This is a genomic window from Bradyrhizobium sp. 170, assembly GCF_023101085.1.
In the GTDB taxonomy this organism is placed as follows: Bacteria; Pseudomonadota; Alphaproteobacteria; order Rhizobiales; family Xanthobacteraceae; genus Bradyrhizobium.
Genome location: NZ_CP064703.1, coordinates 2,092,048 through 2,110,010, shown reverse-complemented (window position 1 = coordinate 2,110,010; position 17,963 = coordinate 2,092,048). Strand labels below are relative to the sequence as shown.

The following is a 17,963-nucleotide window of genomic DNA, read 5'->3' as shown; positions in this document are numbered from 1 at the left end:
ATCGTCAATACTGTTCCCCTCACGCAGCGTCCAGTTTGAATGTGTGAGCATGACGGGCGGAAAACATGGGCTATGTCTCGCCAAGAGGACGCTTGAGGCGCGACGCCTGCGACACGCCCTTTTCCGGAGGGCGCCGCCGAGTATCAAAAAGACGAAGGAGAAGAGAGTGACCACTCAAGAACCGCCCTCCAAAATCCGCGCACCCGAACATCCCGCAGACCTGATATTCGTCAACCGCTGGTCGCCGCGTAGCTTCAGTGAGCATCATATCCCGGAAGGAGTTCTATACACATTCTTCGAGGCCGCTCGGTGGGCGCCGTCGGCTTTCAATGCCCAGCCATGGCGCTTTCTGTATGCGTTACGTGGTCAGTCAGAATTCGACGCCTTTCTTGCCCCTTTGATCGCGTTCAACCAGGGTTGGGCGCGACACGCGGCGGCGCTGATCTATCTGCTGTCGAGGAAGGACTTCACACCACCCGGAGAGACCGAGCCGCAATTCTCGCGTACGCATTCCTTCGACAGCGGCGCTGCCTGGGCCAACTTTGCCAACCAGGCAACGGCCGCAGGTTGGGTTGCACACGGCATGAGTGGATTTGATGTGGAGAAGGCGCGTACCGTGCTCAAGCTCCCCGAGGGTTTTGCGGTCGAGATCGCGATCGCCGTTGGGCGCAAGGGCGACGGCGCACACTTGCCGCCTGGCCTGTTGCAGCGTGAACGGCCGAGCGGCCGTTCACCAGTCGGTGACTTGGCCGCCCGCGGCTTATTTCCCGAACGTTTTAGGAGGTGACGGATGGGCGCATGTCAGAATTGAAACCCACAAGGTGCCTCCCTCAGGTGCTTCCGGCTAGAGCAGATTTCGATCAAGTTGACCCGTGTCTCAGCAACGCAATAGTTCGCGCAGTCCTCTGTTGTAAATGCGTGGAAGGCGTAGCGATTGCGGCCTGAGGTCCTCGACGATTCCGGCGGCGGCGTTGCGCTGTTTTAGTTTGGCAGAAGTATTCTTGATCGAGTTGAAATCAAGCGAATAGGGCGGCAACGGAGCAAGAATGGCGAGCCTCAATCGCTGTTCGGATGGCAGCAGTTTTGTGTACCGGCACGTCATAGGAGGCAATAAGAGGCGCGGCCACTGTGATGAGCGTCTGGCGACGCCAACTTTCGACGGACTTGTCGATTGCGCTGAAGCCCACGAATCTGCCCAGCGGTCTCAACTTGGATCGTGCCGCTAAGCGGCTCGTTGACGGGCTTGGCGATCCGGATACATGTGGATAACAAAAGTACCATCGCCAACCAGCAGAGCTTTGCCGGTTTCTAGCACCGGCAGTAGATCACCAAACCCACCGAAGCTGTCGGGCAGCAGACGGCGCACCATCGTCTGATTCGTCACCATTGGTCAGTCGCATGGCAATCAAATTATTGCGCTGACTGACGCCTGTACGATTCACCTCGGCAGGCACCGCTGGCTAATCACGACTAGGCCGGCACCGTATTTTCGGCCCTCCTTAGCGATGCGCTCAAAGGTCGCGATCCCATTTTCGGCAGCACCGGAGGTGGCGTCTTGGCGATTATTGGGATGCGCCTCGTCGCAGAACAGCGCCGCCCCGCTGGCACGCCCCTCCGCGCTCCACTGCTGCACATAAAAGACCGCGCGCGCAACTGTGCCAACGATCAGCGGCAGGATGTCCGAGGGGACTTCTGAAAAGTTGATCACCTTCACTCCACCGTGGGCGCCCTTGAAGGCTCGTCCGCGCAACATCACGGCTTCATCGAGGCATTTGTAGCTCTCCGCGACGCCTGCGACCAGAAACAGGAATCTGAGCCGGCGGTCCGTGCGTTTGCCTTCGAGGCGCTGAATCAGGCGGCTGGGCTTGCCGTGAAAGTCGCCCTGCTTCTCAGTTCTGGCGCCTGGCATCATTTAAGTGTTGAGGCGACTGAGTTCCCCAAGCACCGACTCCATCGAGAACGGAACGGGGCTGTTCATCGTGAAATTGGCGAGCCATCGTTATAACCTAGGGGGTAAGGAAGCTGGGTCTTCGCCTTGACGATGGCATCAGCGGCATTCCGCACCATGATCCGTAAATACCGAAGCTCGTCTTGAGCGGCTCTCACTTGAATTTAAAATCGGGACCGGTGATGACTGCGGCTCGGCAACAGGCAATCGGACTCGGACGCAGCGTCAGAGACGCGCCTATCTCAACACTAATGGTGCCCAAGCTAAAGCAAGACAGATGACAAACTCGTCCAGGTGACTCGCCATCATTAGCGCGCCGATCGCCCAAGTTACCAGCATGTTGCGAGGAGCCGCCGAAACAGACGAGACTCGCGCTCTCAACTGAGAAGGTAATGAGATCCCTCAACACCGTAAGAATGACTTTTTGAGTCGTTCCCGCATTTGTTGATGATGAGCTAGTGAAACGTAGCATCAACTGTCCAGAGTGTGCACCGACAGAGATAGATGGATATCGGGCCGAGAAGAAGACTTAGGGCGGAGACCCACTAACTTAGGATTCCCTCCTTCGGTCGCTTTTTCCCTCGCGCTCGACGGAATGATCGCTCAAGTACTCATCGTCGCGTTCGTATGATTGCTGAGATCGGGGATCGGCGCCGCTCCCAACGTCTCGCACCTTTATCAATGCGACCTATTTGGCGATCATTGATGACTGGCTCGGAAACCTACGCTAGCGTCGCTGCGGCCTGGACCTATTTGCGGACCGAGGGCGATGAACGCAATGTAAGGAAAGTGCAATGTTACTTCTTCGAAAACGCAGCAATGGTCTATGGTGAGCTCCCGAGTGCCTGCGCTACCAGGGCCTTTATCATCCTGTAATAGTAGGTGCGAATGCCTCCCGGGATCTGCGCCATAAAAACAACCGCTAATTCCTCCTTTGGATCGATCCAGAAGAACGTTCCACCGTGGCCAGCCCACATGTATTCGCCTTCAGAACCCGGCACGCCTGCCAGCCCAGGCCCTTGGCGGACCGTAAAGCCCAATCCAAAAGTATAACCATCCACGCCCATCAGAGCGTTACCAGGTAATTCAGGCACCCCGGGGAGATCGCCGAGGTGATCCGAAGTCATCAGTTTAACAGTGGTCGGGCTCACATACCGACGGCCGTCGAGCGCGCCGCCGTTTAGCATCATCTGGCAAAAACGCAGGTAGTCGGCGCTTGTCGACACGCCTCCCACTCCGGCAAGCTCATTCAACGGGTCGATCTTCACGTCGAGAAAGTGCCTCTTCCTACGCAGCGGCTCGGCAATTCGGCTCCAATTTGCCTCAGGAACCTTGAACCCCGTATCGAACATGTTGAGCGGGCGGAAGAGTCGCTCGTCAAGAAACGCCGAAAGGCGCTGGCCCGAGACCGCCTCGATGACGCGGCCGAGCACATCTACAGCCAAGCTGTATTCGAAGGCGGTCCCCGGCTCACGCACCAGAGGCGCTTTAGCAATACCCGCGGTGAATTGTTCGGGCGTGATCAAGCGAGACGGCTCCGTGAGAAGGTTTGCTTCGGCGTAAGCCGCTCTGATCTCCGGAACATAGGAGAACTCTCCGTAAGTAAGGCCCGCCGTATGTCGGAAAAGATCGTGGACTGTTATCCGACGTTTGGCCCGCTCGCGGGTAGTCTTGCCGTCCTTACCGGTGGCTATGACTTCCATGTTGATCAAGTCGGGCAGGAACTTAGAGACTGAATCGTTGAGCTGGATCTTGCCTTCCTCGACCAGCATCATAGCGCCAACCGAGGCGAGTGGCTTTGTCATGGAATAGATGCGGAAGATCCCATCCTTGGTCATCGGCTTGCCCGCCGCCTTGTCTTGAAAACCAATAGCTTCGGAGTAGATTAACTGACCTCGCCGAGCAATCATAACGACGGCACCCGGCATGCGCTCCGAATCGACCTCCTTTTGCAGCACCGTGCGGATTCGGGCGAGGCGCTCTGACGACACATCGACGGTTTCGGGCTTGGCGGTTGGTATGCCGTGCGCGAAGGCCGCGGCCACGCGCCTTAAGCGCACCGGGAAAATAAGCGACTTCAGCCCAGCTTTCATCGATTGCCCCCCGAGCTACCGCAGCATTTCCTGTGCGACAAACTGCAAATGGCGACCGGATGCGTGACAGTGCATCGAATACTCACTTGATCCAAGTCTCCGGTGGTTCGAACCTTCGATCTCCGATAAGCCGAAGCTGCCCGACGCACGACTAAGAGGAGACTCAGGCAGCACCTGATTGACGCATCGACGCACCCTCCGGGCCCTGTCCATGCCCAACATGCGTCCTGCAATTGATGTGCCGCCCGGAGCCTGTCGATTGATACGCGTCCATTGGGTTGTGAGCGGCCCGGCCGAGCGATACTGAAGTGGCGAACAGAGGCCAACGTACCGCAGATATGCACGGCCATCTCTTTGATTTTCCGGGTCCAGAACTTAACGGCCAATTGGCGCGGCGCACGTTCGATTATGACTGCAAAGTCGGGACGTCCAACCGTGTGCGACCTGAGGCGATCCGCCTTGACGCTGCCTCCGCAGGGCTCACCTCTCTCATCCGCAGCTGGGTCAGGTAACTGCAGCCCTTCAGTGTCGCACTAACGATCTCTCCAATTCAGGCCTTGATCTAGCATTTCAAGCTCAATCGTGACCGCAGGCAAGACGTTTGAGATAGTTCTCTAGCTTCCATCGTTCGATATCGTCTCTACTCAAATGTCTTGCGCGTCGTAACCCCTGCGATTTCGACCACTCGGCAATCAAACCCGCCGCCTTGCCCCGCCCCTGGAGCCGCGCGCTCGAAAGGAGCATGAGCGGACGTTTGAGCTTGCGGCTTCCAAAGACCGCATTGCGCGGCTCGCCATCTACCCAAGGCTGTCTCCTCCGCAAGTGGTTCGATGACCGGAGCATGCGCGATCGAGGCGTCACTTACCCTGAACGACGGCTGTCTCCTGAATGGCTCCTTACCTGAAAATCGGGAACAACGAACCTACCAACTCTGCGAATCTTCTCAGTTCACCGTCGCGCAAAACCTACCGTATGAGCGCGCACGCCGTCGATTTTGGAAGACTGAAACGCCTTTCAATGTGTCGGTGAGCAGTTCCCGAGCGGATCGGAGCGATCCCCGCATCCGCGCCGCGTCTCCGGATTGAAAGATGTCGCGGCAGGCCGGTCTCGGCGAGCTGGCCGGGAAAACGCAACCATTCGACCGGTCAGCGTTGGCTCCCTCCTATTCCCTGTTTTTCCTCTCCCTCTACTTCCTCTACCGACCGATGCGCTTCGAGGTGAGGGAACCGTCAGCAAATGATAAGGTACCGGACGGAAGTCCCACCTCGAGAACCTCTGTCACACGCCATCACGCGACCATTCTGTTGACCCGGTTGAAGATAATCGCAATAGAGCTCTGCTCGGGAGCGAGCACCATCGAGCTTTCCGCTGAACTAACACGCGGCAAAAGCTGTCAGCGGAAGTAAGAGAAATGATGCGCACTTGGAGAGAAGATCCCTTGTCCTGCTCCGTAGCGACATAGCATGGGTGAAGGACCATCCAGGACGATGGTGGCGATGATCAGGTTCGCGGCACTATAAGCCTTTCAAGCACCAAAAGGTCGTAATTCCTTCCGCTGCCGGAAAAGATCTCTGGAAGGCATCCAGTGACCGAAAATCCACATTTTCTTTCTGCGAAGGAAACGCTGTCGGGCATATCTTTAAACAACATTGCGAAAATGCAGTGCACATTAAGGAGGCTCGCTCGATTTAAAAGAGTGTATGCAAGGGCAGAGCCAGCTCCCTTACAACGAAATGATTTTTGAACATAGAGCGACATCTCGGCTGTGTGCTTAACATCCTCCCTGACGCGATATCGAGTGAGTGCTGCCCAGCCGACCACAGAGCCATTGTTCACGCACGTGTAGGACTCAAATGACGGCGACGCGAATAGAAATTCTTCCATTTCCTTTACGCTCCAGGGGCGCGTTCCTTGTGTTGATTCTCTTGCATGGCATGCGGCGTTATAAATCTCTGTCACGCTCGGCAGGTCATCTGTTCGCAACGGACTCACTTGGCACCACATTAGACCTACTCCAATCTCGTGTCTCATCTGGACGTGACGCAACTCGACGGTCCAGTAGAACGTAAGTGAGCAGAAATGGACCAACAGTTGAGGCCGTTGTTGCGAAAGCAAATCCAACGTTCTGATGGTCAAATTCAGCAAATCAACTGATCAGCGGCCAAACAAAATCCTTCCGTTGCATCGGTTCTCTGGCAGGCCAAGCTGAGCGCACCTTGCGAATGATGCCTGCACGCCTTACGTGTTGGTTCGTGTAGAGCGCGATTTGCCTAAGTTGCGCAGCGCCGTGGGGGTGCTCTGCAGGCAGCCGAGGCAGACGTCTTACTGAGATGTTCTGCAATGGCGCAATGCTGAACGGGCGGGTTTCGAAAACAGCTGTCTGATAGTGCTTTGTCTCCGCAGCTTGCGGCAACCCACCAAAGCTGATGGCTTGTGTGTACAATCTGACTGTGGTTTGTTGGATTCTCCATACTCGACGTGATGAACGCCAACCTCAGCGCAGAGGGCGCCGAGTTACCGGCCCCGTAAGCAGACCTCGGTGTACACTAAGGCGCATCGCGCGCGGGAGCACCGCGCACTCCAAGAATGGGTGAGTTCGACCAATGTTTCGACGCGCAACCTATGCCGATGCCGACGACATCGCAAGGATCTACAATCAGGCGATGAAGCCCGGCATCTTTGCCGTCAGTCAAATCGCTCCAGATACTCAAAACGAACGCGTCGCCTGGATTAGTGAACATAAAGATCCTTATCCTGCGTTCGTCCATGAGATTGAGAATGGTACAGTGATCGGCTGGTGCTCATTGAACAGGTTTTCCTTGCGTCCTGATTATGCGGACGTCGCCGAAACATCGCGCTACATTGACGAGAATCATCGAGGGAAGGGACTTGGCGAGCTGATGATGGCACACTTGATAGAAACCGCCACCACTTTGGGATTACGACTATTAGTATCACGGGCATATGAAAGGAATATCCCCAGTATAAAAAGCGGTATCGGATTTCAGCGCGTCGCAGTGCTGCACGAAGCGGCACGCATTAACGGTGAATGGCAGAGTGACGTATTCTTCTGGCAAAAATTGCGATGAACCCCAATGGGCAAACCTGCACAAGCGATGGGATCCTGCGGACGTCGCGCAGCATGTCCCCTTGCACTCACCAGCACGCGGAGAGTTGCTGCCATAGCCTGCCCCATCCCAATGAATTCACCAAGACCGGACCTTTGGATCAGCATAAAGCAAACGGCCCATAGTTCCCGAAATAGGCAATCGAGTCGTCTTCAAGTTCATCGGCAGACCACAATTATAATTCTCGTCGCCGAGGCAGGCAAACTCTCGCCTCAGCTAATAGTGTCTGTAATGACCTCGGTATGCTGCAATCTATTTCTCTTCTAATTTAGCGCGGCCGCAGATCTTCCGGGTCACGCCAATGTGGAACGACGCCGCGAGCAGATCGGGGCACGCACGGCCGTCATAACGGCTCTGACACCCCTGATTGGAATGGGCGCGGGCGTCCAGGGTTGCCGGAAGCAACACTAAAGATCGGTCAAATGTTGGGAAATGCTGCAATGAAAGTTTCACCTTACAGCCGAGATGCTCAACCTTCTGCGTGCCCCATCCACTCTGACGAGACCATGCACAGTCGTGCTCTAGCGACGCAGGGGCCGATATGACTGCGCGACCCAGGTCGGAAACGTTCGGCGCCGACGGACTCACCGCTCCTTTGCGCTTTCCGGCCTTCCGGCGCATCTGGCTTACGAGCCTGCTCGCCTGTCTCGGCATTCTGATCCAGGGGGTTGGCGCGGGCTGGGCCATGACGCAGATGACGTCGTCCGCTGACCTGGTTGCGCTGGTGCAGACGGCGCTCATGCTGCCTACCATGCTAATTTCGATGCCGGCCGGCGCCATTGCCGACATGCATGACCGGCGGATCGTGGCGCTGGTAGCGCTCTCGATTGAACTTTTCGGCGCCATCGCGCTCACGGTGCTGGATTGGCTGGGTCTCACCACTCCGAATGTGTTGTTGGTGCTTTGCTTTGTGGTCGGCAGCGGCATGGCATTAATTGGCCCGGCTTGGCAAGCCTTTGTCAGTGAGCAGGTGCGAGCAGAAATGCTGCCGGCAGCGGTTGCGCTCAATGGCATCAGCTACAACATCGCTCGCAGCTTCGGCCCCGCGATAGGCGGCATCGTGGTTGCGACAGGTGGCGCAGTAGCAGCTTTTGCGCTTAATGTGTTGCTTTTTCTGCCGCTGATGGCGGTGCTGTTCCTCTGGAAAGGTGTTGCCGAGCCGTCGCCGCTGCCGCGCGAGCAGCTCAGCCGCGCCATTATCGCGGGCGTGAGCTACATCACGAATTCACCATCTATCAAATTTGTGCTGACACGCACCATGGTAAGCGGCTTCATCGGCGGTTCTGTTTTGGCGCTAATGCCGCTTGTCGCGCGTGATGTCTTGCATGGTAGTGCGCAGACTTACGGCATAATACTTGGTGCCTTTGGTCTTGGCGCCGTTGTCGGGGGACTCTTTGTCGACGACGTGCGCAAACGGATGAGCGGCGAGGCCGCGATGCGGGCCTGCGCCTTGCTGATGGGCGGTGCTACTGCTGCGGTCGCGCTGAGCCGCGAGTTGGCTCTGACCGCGACCGCATTGGTCGTGGCCGGCGCGGTTTGGACGATCGCGATGACGCTATTCAATATTGGCGTTCAGCTCTCCGCGCCCCGTTGGGTCGCGGGCCGTTCGGTCGCGGCCTACCAGGCTGCGATTTCCGGCAGCGTCGGCATTGGCAGTTGGGGCTGGGGACGTCTCAGCGATGCCGCCGGTGTCGAGATCGCGCTGCTCGTCTCGGGCGTGCTCATGCTGCTCTCGCCGCTGCTTGGCCTGTGGCCCGCGCATCAGCGCGCGCGGTGAAGACGCCGAGACGCTTGCAAATCCCGGGGTGCGGCTCGTACTCACCGGACGCAGTGGGCCGCTTGTGGTTGAAATCGAGTATCGCGAGGCGCAAGAGAATGCGAAGGCGTTTCACAATGTGATGCAGGACGTGCACTTGGCGCGCCAAAGAAACGGTGCCTATGGCTGGTCGGTTGCGCGTGACATCGCCTATCGCGAATTGTGGACCGAGCGGTATCATAGTCCGACATGGCTGAAATACTTGCGCCAACGCAACCGCGCGACGCAAACGGAGCGCGAGCTGGATCAGCAAGCGGTCGCTTTCCATATCGGCCCTGAGCCCGTGCGCATCCGCCGTAAGCTGGAGCGCCGTTCAGTTCCGCGCGCTGGAAGACAGACGTACCAGACCGCGCTGCGAACGAAATCCATGCCGTTGATTGTGAGCCGGCGGGAAGCAGTAGTAGCCATCGTTAAGAACCAGGAGATTGAACCGGTAGTGTCGCGCATGCAAGCTTGCGGCGAGGGCCAAGTGCTTCACCGCGCCCGGTGATGGAAGCTCAACGCCGGATGGCCTTCGCATCACCGAGGACCGCGCCCGTCAGAAGCAATTTCCGAGAAACCATAGATTATTGATCCCGAGCTGACCAAGGCGAAATCTTCATCGGCAGCTACTGGGACCGGGCGGCACGATCCTCTCGAGTGCGACAGCTTCTACGAGGACGCACCGCAGTTCGGCTAGCTTGTCATCTTGAAGAGATCGCGCGGTGAGCTCAAATTCGAAGGCTGGAAGCGGACAAATGCCCATCGACTACCGCACTGGTGTGCGCCGCTCCCACCATGCCGCAGAATCGCATCTTCGTATGGCCGGGTCGCAGAACCTGAGTGTGTCCTGTCTTGTATCAGTACCAACTTGATCGCGTTGAACGGACTGACGGAGTCCTGAGACGGGCCATTCCCAGGAAGCGGCTTAATTCAGGGGAGGAAACGTCCAAAGGGGACTTCTGTGACCAAGTCGCAGCCTGTTCGATCGTTGAAATGCAAGCCGAGCCCCTCCCTCTAGAGGCCTGCACCCAAATGTGAATTTGAGCGCGGCTCATAATGGCTAGTAGACGGGAGTGAAACCAAATGGCAGCGTGGCCTTGTTTCAGGTGCGTGGCTTGACCGTGAGCTTCCTGGCACATTGGCAACGCCGCAGTGTGGCGCCGCCAACCTCGATCAGCGTGCGTCGTCGACGAAGCATTCGTCATTTTCGATAGCTAATCCGCGATCACGGACCGTTTGAGCATCGAGCTCAACATGCCGCGGTTGATAAGTATGGCGCGCTCACGCTGGGAACTAACGCCGCTTCAATTACAACGTCGGCCGAGAATACCTCCTCCTCAACGGAGTCAAACCCATCCACGCTGATGAACACGGATCGCGCCCCGCCAGACCTATTTCTGCGGCGCATGAGATCCGCGCGCAAGCGCCTCTAGCCGGAGGCGGTTTAACAGTGAATGACTTACCAGTACACATGCCTTTGCCGATGCACCACCTCTGGCGCGTGCACTGAACGGGGCTTCGTTCCGCGCTGGTGTTGCTTCATCGCTGCTCGATCCACGCGCTGTTCAGTTCAACCGCCCGATAGCCACTGCGGTTGCTTGAGGGGCGAAGAAAACCCCGCGGCCGGCCACTTGCGCCTAGGTGAGATGCGCGAGGATCCTTTTTCACCTCGCACAACCGAAAACCTTGAGTAGCGCTCAAGGCAAGCACGCTCATGTATTCGATCGTCTTGACAAAGTGAAACGGCCCCCGGACGTGACCGGCTGGAGCACGTTGCCATAGGCGCATGCGGCCTGCACGACGTCTCACTAACGCCAGACGCGCCCTCCTGTCAGGCGGAGGGCGTTGGCTGACATAAAAGCAGCTTTCAACCGGGACTGCATGGCGGCAGGGTGCAGCCAGTCACGGTTGCTCATTTCGTGCCTGTCAATGAAAATCGCACAGGACAAGCGCCTGTTGATAGCAGCCAACATGACATCATGACATCGACCGCGATCCGCTCGGAGCGGCGGCACACTGATAGAGCGGCTGAAATACGATCTGCTATTCCGCTGGTCTATCGGAGCACCCGTTAAGGACTAAAGCTGCGACCGTTCCGTGTTTTCGAACTACAACCGGCCGAAGGCGACGTGGCGGCCGAGTTCTGGTGTTGATGCTGCCCAGCCCGAGTGAACAAGTTTCTGTCGAGCGATTGCTTCTCGGTCCATGGCACACTGATCAACGGGCTCGACGAACAGCTTCAAGCTCAAGGGGCGGCTCCGGCGACCCGGCAGCACAAGGCGGCGCAAATCCAGCTTCCGAAATCAGGGATCGGTACGAAACTCGGCGAGGTGCACTCGCAGGGCTGTCGAGGAATTTCAAGGCGCGCCCGATTCCGGCCAAGAGTCGGCCGGAGCGATTATGGCAGCAAGCGTTCGGTGCGCTCGGGCAGCAGTCGATGGAACACCTCAACTACAATCTTCTGTTCCGTTGGTTTGTCGGGCAGCGGCGGATCCACCCGGCGATGGACCGCAAGAACCGGGATCGGCTGCTCAAGCCGATATTGCGGACAAGTTCTTTGCGACGTGCAGAATCCGCCCCCGGTCAAAGCCTGCTCTCGCTTCTCGGTCGACGGCACGATGATTGAGGTGTGCCCGGCATGGAGGGATGGCAGAGCCATGCTCTCTGCCAGGCAGAAGGTCATTCCTGTCGTCATCGTGAGGTGCCGGAGAGCGCCGGCGAAGACGATCAGCTTTTCGGCCGATGGCAAGCCGCACCGATCGATCTGTGAGACGGGTATGGGGGAGCTATATGCGAGCTCTCGCAAGCCGAACACCGGAACAGCGCGGACCTCCTTCGGAAAGCGACGCCACAATATAGCTATCGGCAATTGCGAATACGCGAATGCATGGCAGCTAAAGCACCGAGTTAAACGAAATGCCGAGAGGTTATAAATCGGCAGATTTAGCTCGCCTGTTCAACGACACGTTTGTTCGATGTCCGACATGTCTGGTCAATAGTCGACAGTCTGAGAACCGACGCACTATCTCGTGGATCAATCCCGAGGAAATGTTACCGCTTGCTGTTTCATGACGCGCATTCGCACTCACTACGACGGCATAAAAAGGCGCAAGTAACGCAGGCACTCGGCGACTGATCCAGGATCATTGCTTGAAGCAGCCCGCGACCCAGACATAGGGTTCGTTGCTTATTTTTGAGTTTTGGCCAGAGTCGGTCGCCAGTTCGCTTAGGCGACGAGCACCCGCGCAAGGGCTCTCAAATTTCCCGGTATTTTGCTAGCTGATACGGTACTGGCACCGAGATTGCAAAGAAAGAACATCGGAAGCGAGGCTCAGAAGGCGTGACACAAACATCTGACCATAGCCAGTTCGTTTCGAGGCTGAAAACGCGATTAGATAGAAGAGACTGGGCAACATGCCGACCGTTCGTTTCTACTCTGGTGAATGTGAATATGAGATAGAGGTTCCCTCCGGTACCACTGTAATGCGGGCGGCCGTCGACAATGGCGTGCCCGGGATCGATGGCGACTGCAACGGGGAGTGTGCATGCGCGACCTGCCACATTTACGTTGACCCTGCTTGGCTGTCGAAGACCGGCGAGCGGCCGTCGACCGAAGAGGAACTTTTGAACTTCGCGTCGGCGGCAGAACCAAATTCGAGGCTTGCCTGCCAAATCCAGATAACCCACGCGCTGGACGGCCTCCGGGTGCGGATACCGGACAGCCAGCACTGAGATAGCAAGCGGAGACGACTATGAATACCTTATTGGCAGAGCGACTACGCAACGACGCTTACGATATCCCGCTGGACCGTCTAGATGTGAGCGAGGCCGGGCGTTTCCGGGATGATACCATTTGGCCGTACTTCGAGCGGTTGCGAAGGGAAGATCCCGTTCACTACTGTAAGGACAGCCTATACGGCCCATACTGGTCAGTAACGAAATATCGCGACATTATGGCCGTCGACACGAACCATAAAATGTTCTCGTCGGAATCAGCTGCAGCTGTCAGCATAGTCGATATGCCCGAGGAGTGTCGACTCCCGAGTTTTATTCAGATGGATCCTCCCAAACACGGCGAGCGGCGGAAAGCTGTCAGTCCGATAGTGGCACCGGCAAATCTCGCCAAGCTTGAAGGTTTAATTCGCAGCCGCGTCAAAACGATTCTCGACGGCTTGCCGCGCAATGAATCCTTCAACTGGGTCGATAAAGTTTCGATCGAGTTGACGACACAGATGCTGGCCACGCTGCTTGATTTTCCGTTTGAGGATCGGCGACTGCTGACCTATTGGTCGGACGTGGCCACCACCGTTCCGCAAATTGGCCACGAGATCGACAGCTGGGACAAGCGAAGATCAATTCTGTCCGAGTGCTTGGCCTATTTCAAACGGCTTTGGAACGATCGGTTAGATGGGGAACCGCGGGACGATCTGATTTCGTTTATGGCGCATTCGCCGGCGACTCGGAATATGGATTCGAGCGAGTTACTCGGGACTCTCATTCTCCTGATCGTGGGCGGGAACGACACCACGCGTAATTCAATCAGCGGTGGCATCTGGTTCATGAACCAGAACCCGAGCGAGTTGCGAAAGCTGCGCGGTAATCCCGCCTTGGTGTCGAGCGCGGTGTGCGAGATTATCCGCTACCAGACGCCCATCGCGCACATACGCCGCAACGCCCTGGCCGATATCACGATAGGCACCAAAACAATTAGGAAAGGCGACAAGGTCATCATGTGGTATATCTCCGGTAACCGAGACGACGAGGTCATCGAGAACGCAAAGAGCTTCATCATCGATCGCAAAAATGTACGGCAACATCTCTCGTTCGGATTCGGAATCCATCGCTGCCTTGGGAATCGTCTTGCTGAGTTGCAGCTGAAGATCTTGTGGGAAGAGATACTGACCAGCGGTCTGGACGTAAAGGTCGTCGGGGAGCCGGAGCGAGTCGCGTCGAACTTCGTGCACGGTTACTCCGTCCTGCCAGTGCGGATCGTCGCCTAGAGCGTGGAGGTGCACAGCCAAATCGAGGACAACGCTTGAAAAACTGACCTCAGCCAATAGCTAGTAACAGTCAAGCCGTTGCGAGCACATAGTCCAACTCCCGGAGAGTAAGCCGGCTGAGGCCAGAGCCGCGGAGGAGGCGCCGCCTTCACGAACCCAAACCGAAGCGCATCGACTCGAAGGCGACGAAGAGCGGGAGGACGCCAGCGCCACCGAAGAGCGAGAGGGTGTCAGAAAGAATGTGTAAGCAGGTTTCTGTGAGTTTACCTTACCGAGGAGACTCACATGACGACCGACACGACGATTACACCTGAACTACTGGATCAACTGCTTGCTAACTATGAGAAGCCTGAAGACCTGACAGGAGCGGACGGGCTTTTCAAGCAGCTGAAGAAGGCGCTGATTGAGCGGGCGCTTGGTGCGGAGCTGAGCGATCATCTTGGCTACGAGAAGGGGGACCCGGCCGGCCGCGGCAGCGGCAGTAGCCGCAACGGGACCAGCGCGAAGACGATCCTGACCGAGGACGGCGAGATCGACAGCTGTGCCACGCGACCGGGCCGGCAGCTTCGCGCCGCTATTGATCGCCAAGGGCCAGACCCGGTTCGAGGGCTTCGACGACAAAATCCTGAGCCTCTACGCGCGCGGCATGACGGTGCGCGAGATCCAAGGGCATTTATCTGAACTTTATGGGGCCGAGGTCTCGCCGGATTTGATCAGCCGGGTGACCGACGCGGTTCTCGACGAAGTCCGGGAATGGCAAAGCCGTCCGCTCGAGCCGGTCTATCCGGTGGTGTTTTTCGACGCGCTGCGGGTCAAGATTCGCGATGAAGGCATGGTCAAAACAAGGCCGTCTATGTCGCGCTGGCGCTCAATCCGGACGGCGAGAAGGAGGTTCTGGGCCTGTGCATTGAGCAAACCGAAGGCGCCAAATTCTGGCTCAAGGTCATCAACGACCTAAAGACGCGCGGCGTCAACGATATCCCTGATCGCGGTGGTCGACGGGCTCAAGGGCTTTCCCGAGGCGATCGCCTCGGTCTATCCGCAGACCGTGGTGCAGACCTGCATCGTGCACCTGATCCGCAACAGCCTGGCGTTTGTCGCCTGGAAGGATCGCAAGGCGATCCTGCCTGCCATCAACGCAATCTACCGGGCCGAGAATGCCGACATGGCGCTGGTCCGGCTCGAGGAGTTCGAGGACGAATGGGGCACGCGCTATCCGGCGATCGGCCAGGCCTGGCGCCGCGCCTGGGAACAGGTCGTGCCGTTCTTCGCCTTCGCTCCTGGCGTCCGCAAGATGATCTACACCACCAACGCGGTCGAGGCGCTGCACCGTAGCTTGCGCAAGATCATCAAGACCCGCGGCAGCTTTCCAAACGACGACGCGGCGTTGAAGCTGCTTTATCTCGCCATCAAGAACGCCGGATTGAGGTGGCGGCGAGGCGTCGAGTGGACTGCCGCCATGGGCCAGTTCGCCATTCAGTTCGGCTCGCGTTTTCCGGGATCAGCGCGATGACCGAAGTGTCGATCAGCCCCCTTATCCGGCGGCCCAAGTTTGGCCGATCAGCAAGCTCTGTAAAGGCGGGCCTGCGGCCCCGCCTGCGGCGGCTGCGGCCTTGACAGAGCTTGCTGCCCGGCCTCTGTTAGCCACCATGGGATCGATGACAATGTCCGGCTGATGCAAGAAAAACTGCAATTCAACCTTCACAGAAGCCTCTTACACAAAATATCTGACATTCCCAAGAGCGAGTCCGACAACGAGGCTCAATGAAACTCAACGAACCGGGCAGCCTCGTCCTAAAACACCAGGTCGGCTATATCCAACCTACAACGCAAACCGAGATTGATGCGACAGCTCAGATCTATTCGCGCACACTCTCAACGACAAGGGCAGCGATCAGGCAGTTTGCGCCTTGATCGATCCCTAAGGCCAACTCAAAAGCAATCCGGAAAAACACTCAGCGGACACCCGCTACCGTGCGCCCGCCGATCTACGCACGCGCGGCCGGGCAGCGGATCAACGGGTACATTCTGACTGAGCGGCAAACGCACGGAGCCACCTCCGTCACCCACCAAGCGGGCGCGCTCAAGCCAAAGTTCCTCGCCCGCATGAGTGCCGAGCGGAGGCGGCCGCGGGCATCGCAGCCGTTATGGATTCGCAAGCAGCTGCCCGAACCGGAGTTCGTTCACGTCACATCATCCCTGGGCAGTGCCAGGCTACATCATTTACTAGCCTGCTCCGCACTTGCTTGGACAAGAACCGCCATGTTTCCAGGCTGGTGCTGGTTCCTCCACATTTTGCAGTGTGCACGGGGAATTTCAGCCCAAGCGAAGACTTCGGACAGGCAGGGATCTATGCGCCGTTCAACAACAAGCCGATTCGCCTCCCACGCTTGATAAGGATTCGCGAAGTGGCTGCCCTGGACTCTCTTCTGCCGCATCCAAATAAAACGCGCATCCATCGTCAAGTTGTAGCCTGAGGTCCCACCACAGAACACAACCATTCCACCTCGCTTCACGACTAAGCAGCTGACTGGAAATGTCGCTTCTCCCGGGTGCTCGACGACAATGTCGACGTCATTGCCCTTTCCTGTTATCTCCCAAATGGCTCTGCCAAACCGGCGCGCTTCCTTTATGTAGTCGCCATAAATAGCAGTGTTTTCGATGTCAGGAAGCCGCCCCCAACACTCGAACTCATTCCGGTTTATCACGCCTTTGGCTCCCAATGAGTTCACATAATCACGCTTCGACACGTCCGAAACGACACCAATCGCGTTAGCCCCCGTCAAGGTGACAAGTTGAACTGCCATCGAGCCAAGCCCACCAGCCGCACCCCACACTAATACGTTTTGACCTGGTCGGAGGGCATGTGGGCGATAACCAAACAACATCCTGTATGCAGTGGCCAGCGTGCCCATATAGCAGGCGCTCTTCTCCCAGGTGAGGTGCATTGGCCGAGGTAGTAGTTGACGCGATTGAACGCGTGCGAATTGCGCAAAGGAGCCATCCGGAGTTTCATATCCCCAAATCCGCTGAGAAGGCGAGAACATGGGGTCGCCGCCATTGCACTCGACATCGTCGCCATCGTCCTGATGGCAATGGAGGACTACCTGGTCACCAACTTTCCATTTCTTAACGCGATCTCCAACCGCCCACACCAGTCCGGCAGCATCTGAACCGGCGATGTGATGAGATTTCCCATGGATGTCGAACGGCGAGACCGGCTGCCCGAGAGCTGCCCAAACACCATTATAATTTACGCCAGCAGCCATCACCATGACCAAGGCGTCATCGGGCCCTATCGTGGGCGTATCAACTACCTCCATGCGCATCGCAGACTCCGGGTCGCCATGGCGCTCCCGCCGTATCACCCAGGCATACATGTGCTTCGGTACATGACCCATTGGCGGAATTTCGCCAATCTCGTAAAGATCCTTTGGGGCCATCCCGACGCACTCCGCCACGACGCGATTGGAACCGCTTTGTTGATTGATTTCGCTCATGTGTTCTTCAATCCAACAAAAGTGAACAAGAGTACGGACGAGTCCAGCCAGTCAGGCCCGATTCGTCGCCCCTAAGCCATGCGACCGCCTCCGGGTTACATGATTTCTTGAATTGTTGCATATGACTAGCGGCAGCTCGATGTCGAGATCATTTCCTAAGCTCCGCATGCTCGGTTTTAAGACGATCTGTGATTGCGCTTAACGACTCGAACGTGACCACTCCTTCGGATATCTCCATCCTGAACATCCATCCTCTGAGTTACCATCGAATCGCATCTTTAATGAGCATTGAAATGCCCTCCCACCGGAGAAGAATAGAGCAAGATTGAACGGAGCTGTCCTCCCATTTCTGGTAGAACGCGTAAATTGCTCTCGCGTCCTATATTCCTCTGGCAGCTCACGAGTCATTAGATTTGAAAACTGGGTAAACGGCTCCTCCCGAGAAAAATTGCTTTCGTCGTTTCGGCTAGTGTGACGAACTGATGTGTCGAAGTGT

General features: G+C 57.2%; 10 protein-coding genes and 2 pseudogenes. 6 read left to right on the top strand and 6 right to left on the bottom strand.

What is annotated here, in order from left to right; all coding sequences use genetic code 11:
- Positions 1–166: 166 nt before the first annotated feature.
- Positions 167–787: a nitroreductase family protein gene (locus IVB05_RS09980; RefSeq protein ID WP_247784016.1), complete on the top strand. Its 621-nt coding sequence runs from the start codon at positions 167–169 to the stop codon at positions 785–787.
- Between the two features lie 435 nt (positions 788–1,222).
- Here the strand turns inward: IVB05_RS09980 and IVB05_RS09975 are convergent, their stop codons facing one another.
- The 4 genes from IVB05_RS09975 to IVB05_RS09960 form a co-directional block, all read right to left on the bottom strand.
- Complete coding sequence (locus IVB05_RS09975) at positions 1,223–1,387, bottom strand: hypothetical protein (protein WP_247784015.1); 165 nt, start codon at positions 1,385–1,387, stop codon at positions 1,223–1,225.
- Between the two features lie 51 nt (positions 1,388–1,438).
- The gene (locus IVB05_RS09970) at positions 1,439–1,912 is read right to left on the bottom strand and encodes a hypothetical protein (RefSeq protein WP_247784014.1); all 474 of its coding nucleotides are present in this window, start codon (positions 1,910–1,912) and stop codon (positions 1,439–1,441) included.
- Positions 1,913–2,772: 860 nt separating this feature from the next.
- Entirely contained in the window at positions 2,773–4,041 is a 1,269-nt protein-coding gene (locus IVB05_RS09965; RefSeq protein WP_247784013.1) for a serine hydrolase domain-containing protein, read from the bottom strand.
- A 1,500-nt stretch (positions 4,042–5,541) separates the two neighbouring features.
- A complete protein-coding gene (locus IVB05_RS09960; protein ID WP_247784012.1) occupies positions 5,542–6,045 on the bottom strand; it encodes a GNAT family N-acetyltransferase in 504 nt (167 codons plus the stop codon).
- Between the two features lie 599 nt (positions 6,046–6,644).
- Between IVB05_RS09960 and IVB05_RS09955 the strand changes: the two genes are divergently transcribed.
- Together IVB05_RS09955 and IVB05_RS09950 are read left to right on the top strand one after the other, a co-directional pair.
- A complete protein-coding gene (locus tag IVB05_RS09955; protein WP_247784011.1) occupies positions 6,645–7,130 on the top strand; it encodes a GNAT family N-acetyltransferase in 486 nt (161 codons plus the stop codon).
- Positions 7,131–7,710: 580 nt separating this feature from the next.
- Positions 7,711–9,399: pseudogene (locus IVB05_RS09950) on the top strand (MFS transporter).
- Between the two features lie 1,966 nt (positions 9,400–11,365).
- Here IVB05_RS09950 and IVB05_RS09945 read toward each other — a convergent pair.
- Positions 11,366–11,716, bottom strand: coding sequence for a hypothetical protein (locus IVB05_RS09945; RefSeq protein WP_247787443.1), 351 nt, complete (start codon positions 11,714–11,716; stop codon positions 11,366–11,368).
- Positions 11,717–12,381: 665 nt separating this feature from the next.
- Here IVB05_RS09945 and IVB05_RS09940 point away from each other — a divergent pair.
- The 3 genes and pseudogenes from IVB05_RS09940 to IVB05_RS09930 all read left to right on the top strand — a co-directional run bounded on the left by IVB05_RS09940 (position 12,382) and on the right by IVB05_RS09930 (position 15,480).
- Entirely contained in the window at positions 12,382–12,699 is a 318-nt protein-coding gene (locus IVB05_RS09940; RefSeq protein ID WP_247784010.1) for a 2Fe-2S iron-sulfur cluster-binding protein, read from the top strand.
- A 20-nt stretch (positions 12,700–12,719) separates the two neighbouring features.
- A complete protein-coding gene (locus tag IVB05_RS09935) occupies positions 12,720–13,967 on the top strand; it encodes a cytochrome P450 (RefSeq protein ID WP_247784009.1) in 1,248 nt (415 codons plus the stop codon).
- A gap of 285 nt (positions 13,968–14,252) precedes the next feature.
- Positions 14,253–15,480 (top strand): annotated as a pseudogene (locus IVB05_RS09930) (IS256 family transposase).
- 706 nt (positions 15,481–16,186) lie between these two features.
- On the opposite strand, the gene ccrA reads toward IVB05_RS09930, so the two are convergent.
- Positions 16,187–17,410, bottom strand: coding sequence for a crotonyl-CoA carboxylase/reductase (ccrA, locus tag IVB05_RS09925; protein WP_247786641.1), 1,224 nt, complete (start codon positions 17,408–17,410; stop codon positions 16,187–16,189).
- Between the last annotated feature and the right edge of the window lie 553 nt (positions 17,411–17,963).

Bases quoted from the DNA above. Each gene is read 5' to 3' on its own strand.
- IVB05_RS09955 (WP_247784011.1), top strand. From the start codon at position 6,645: ATGTTTCGACGCGCAACCTATGCCGATGCCGACGACATCGCAAGGATC.
- ccrA (WP_247786641.1), bottom strand. From the start codon at position 17,410: ATGGCCCCAAAGGATCTTTACGAGATTGGCGAAATTCCGCCAATGGGT.
- IVB05_RS09935 (WP_247784009.1), top strand. From the start codon at position 12,720: ATGAATACCTTATTGGCAGAGCGACTACGCAACGACGCTTACGATATC.
- IVB05_RS09960 (WP_247784012.1), bottom strand. From the start codon at position 6,045: ATGTGGTGCCAAGTGAGTCCGTTGCGAACAGATGACCTGCCGAGCGTG.
- IVB05_RS09975 (WP_247784015.1), bottom strand. From the start codon at position 1,387: ATGGTGACGAATCAGACGATGGTGCGCCGTCTGCTGCCCGACAGCTTC.
- IVB05_RS09970 (WP_247784014.1), bottom strand. From the start codon at position 1,912: ATGATGCCAGGCGCCAGAACTGAGAAGCAGGGCGACTTTCACGGCAAG.
- IVB05_RS09940 (WP_247784010.1), top strand. From the start codon at position 12,382: ATGCCGACCGTTCGTTTCTACTCTGGTGAATGTGAATATGAGATAGAG.
- IVB05_RS09965 (WP_247784013.1), bottom strand. From the start codon at position 4,041: ATGAAAGCTGGGCTGAAGTCGCTTATTTTCCCGGTGCGCTTAAGGCGC.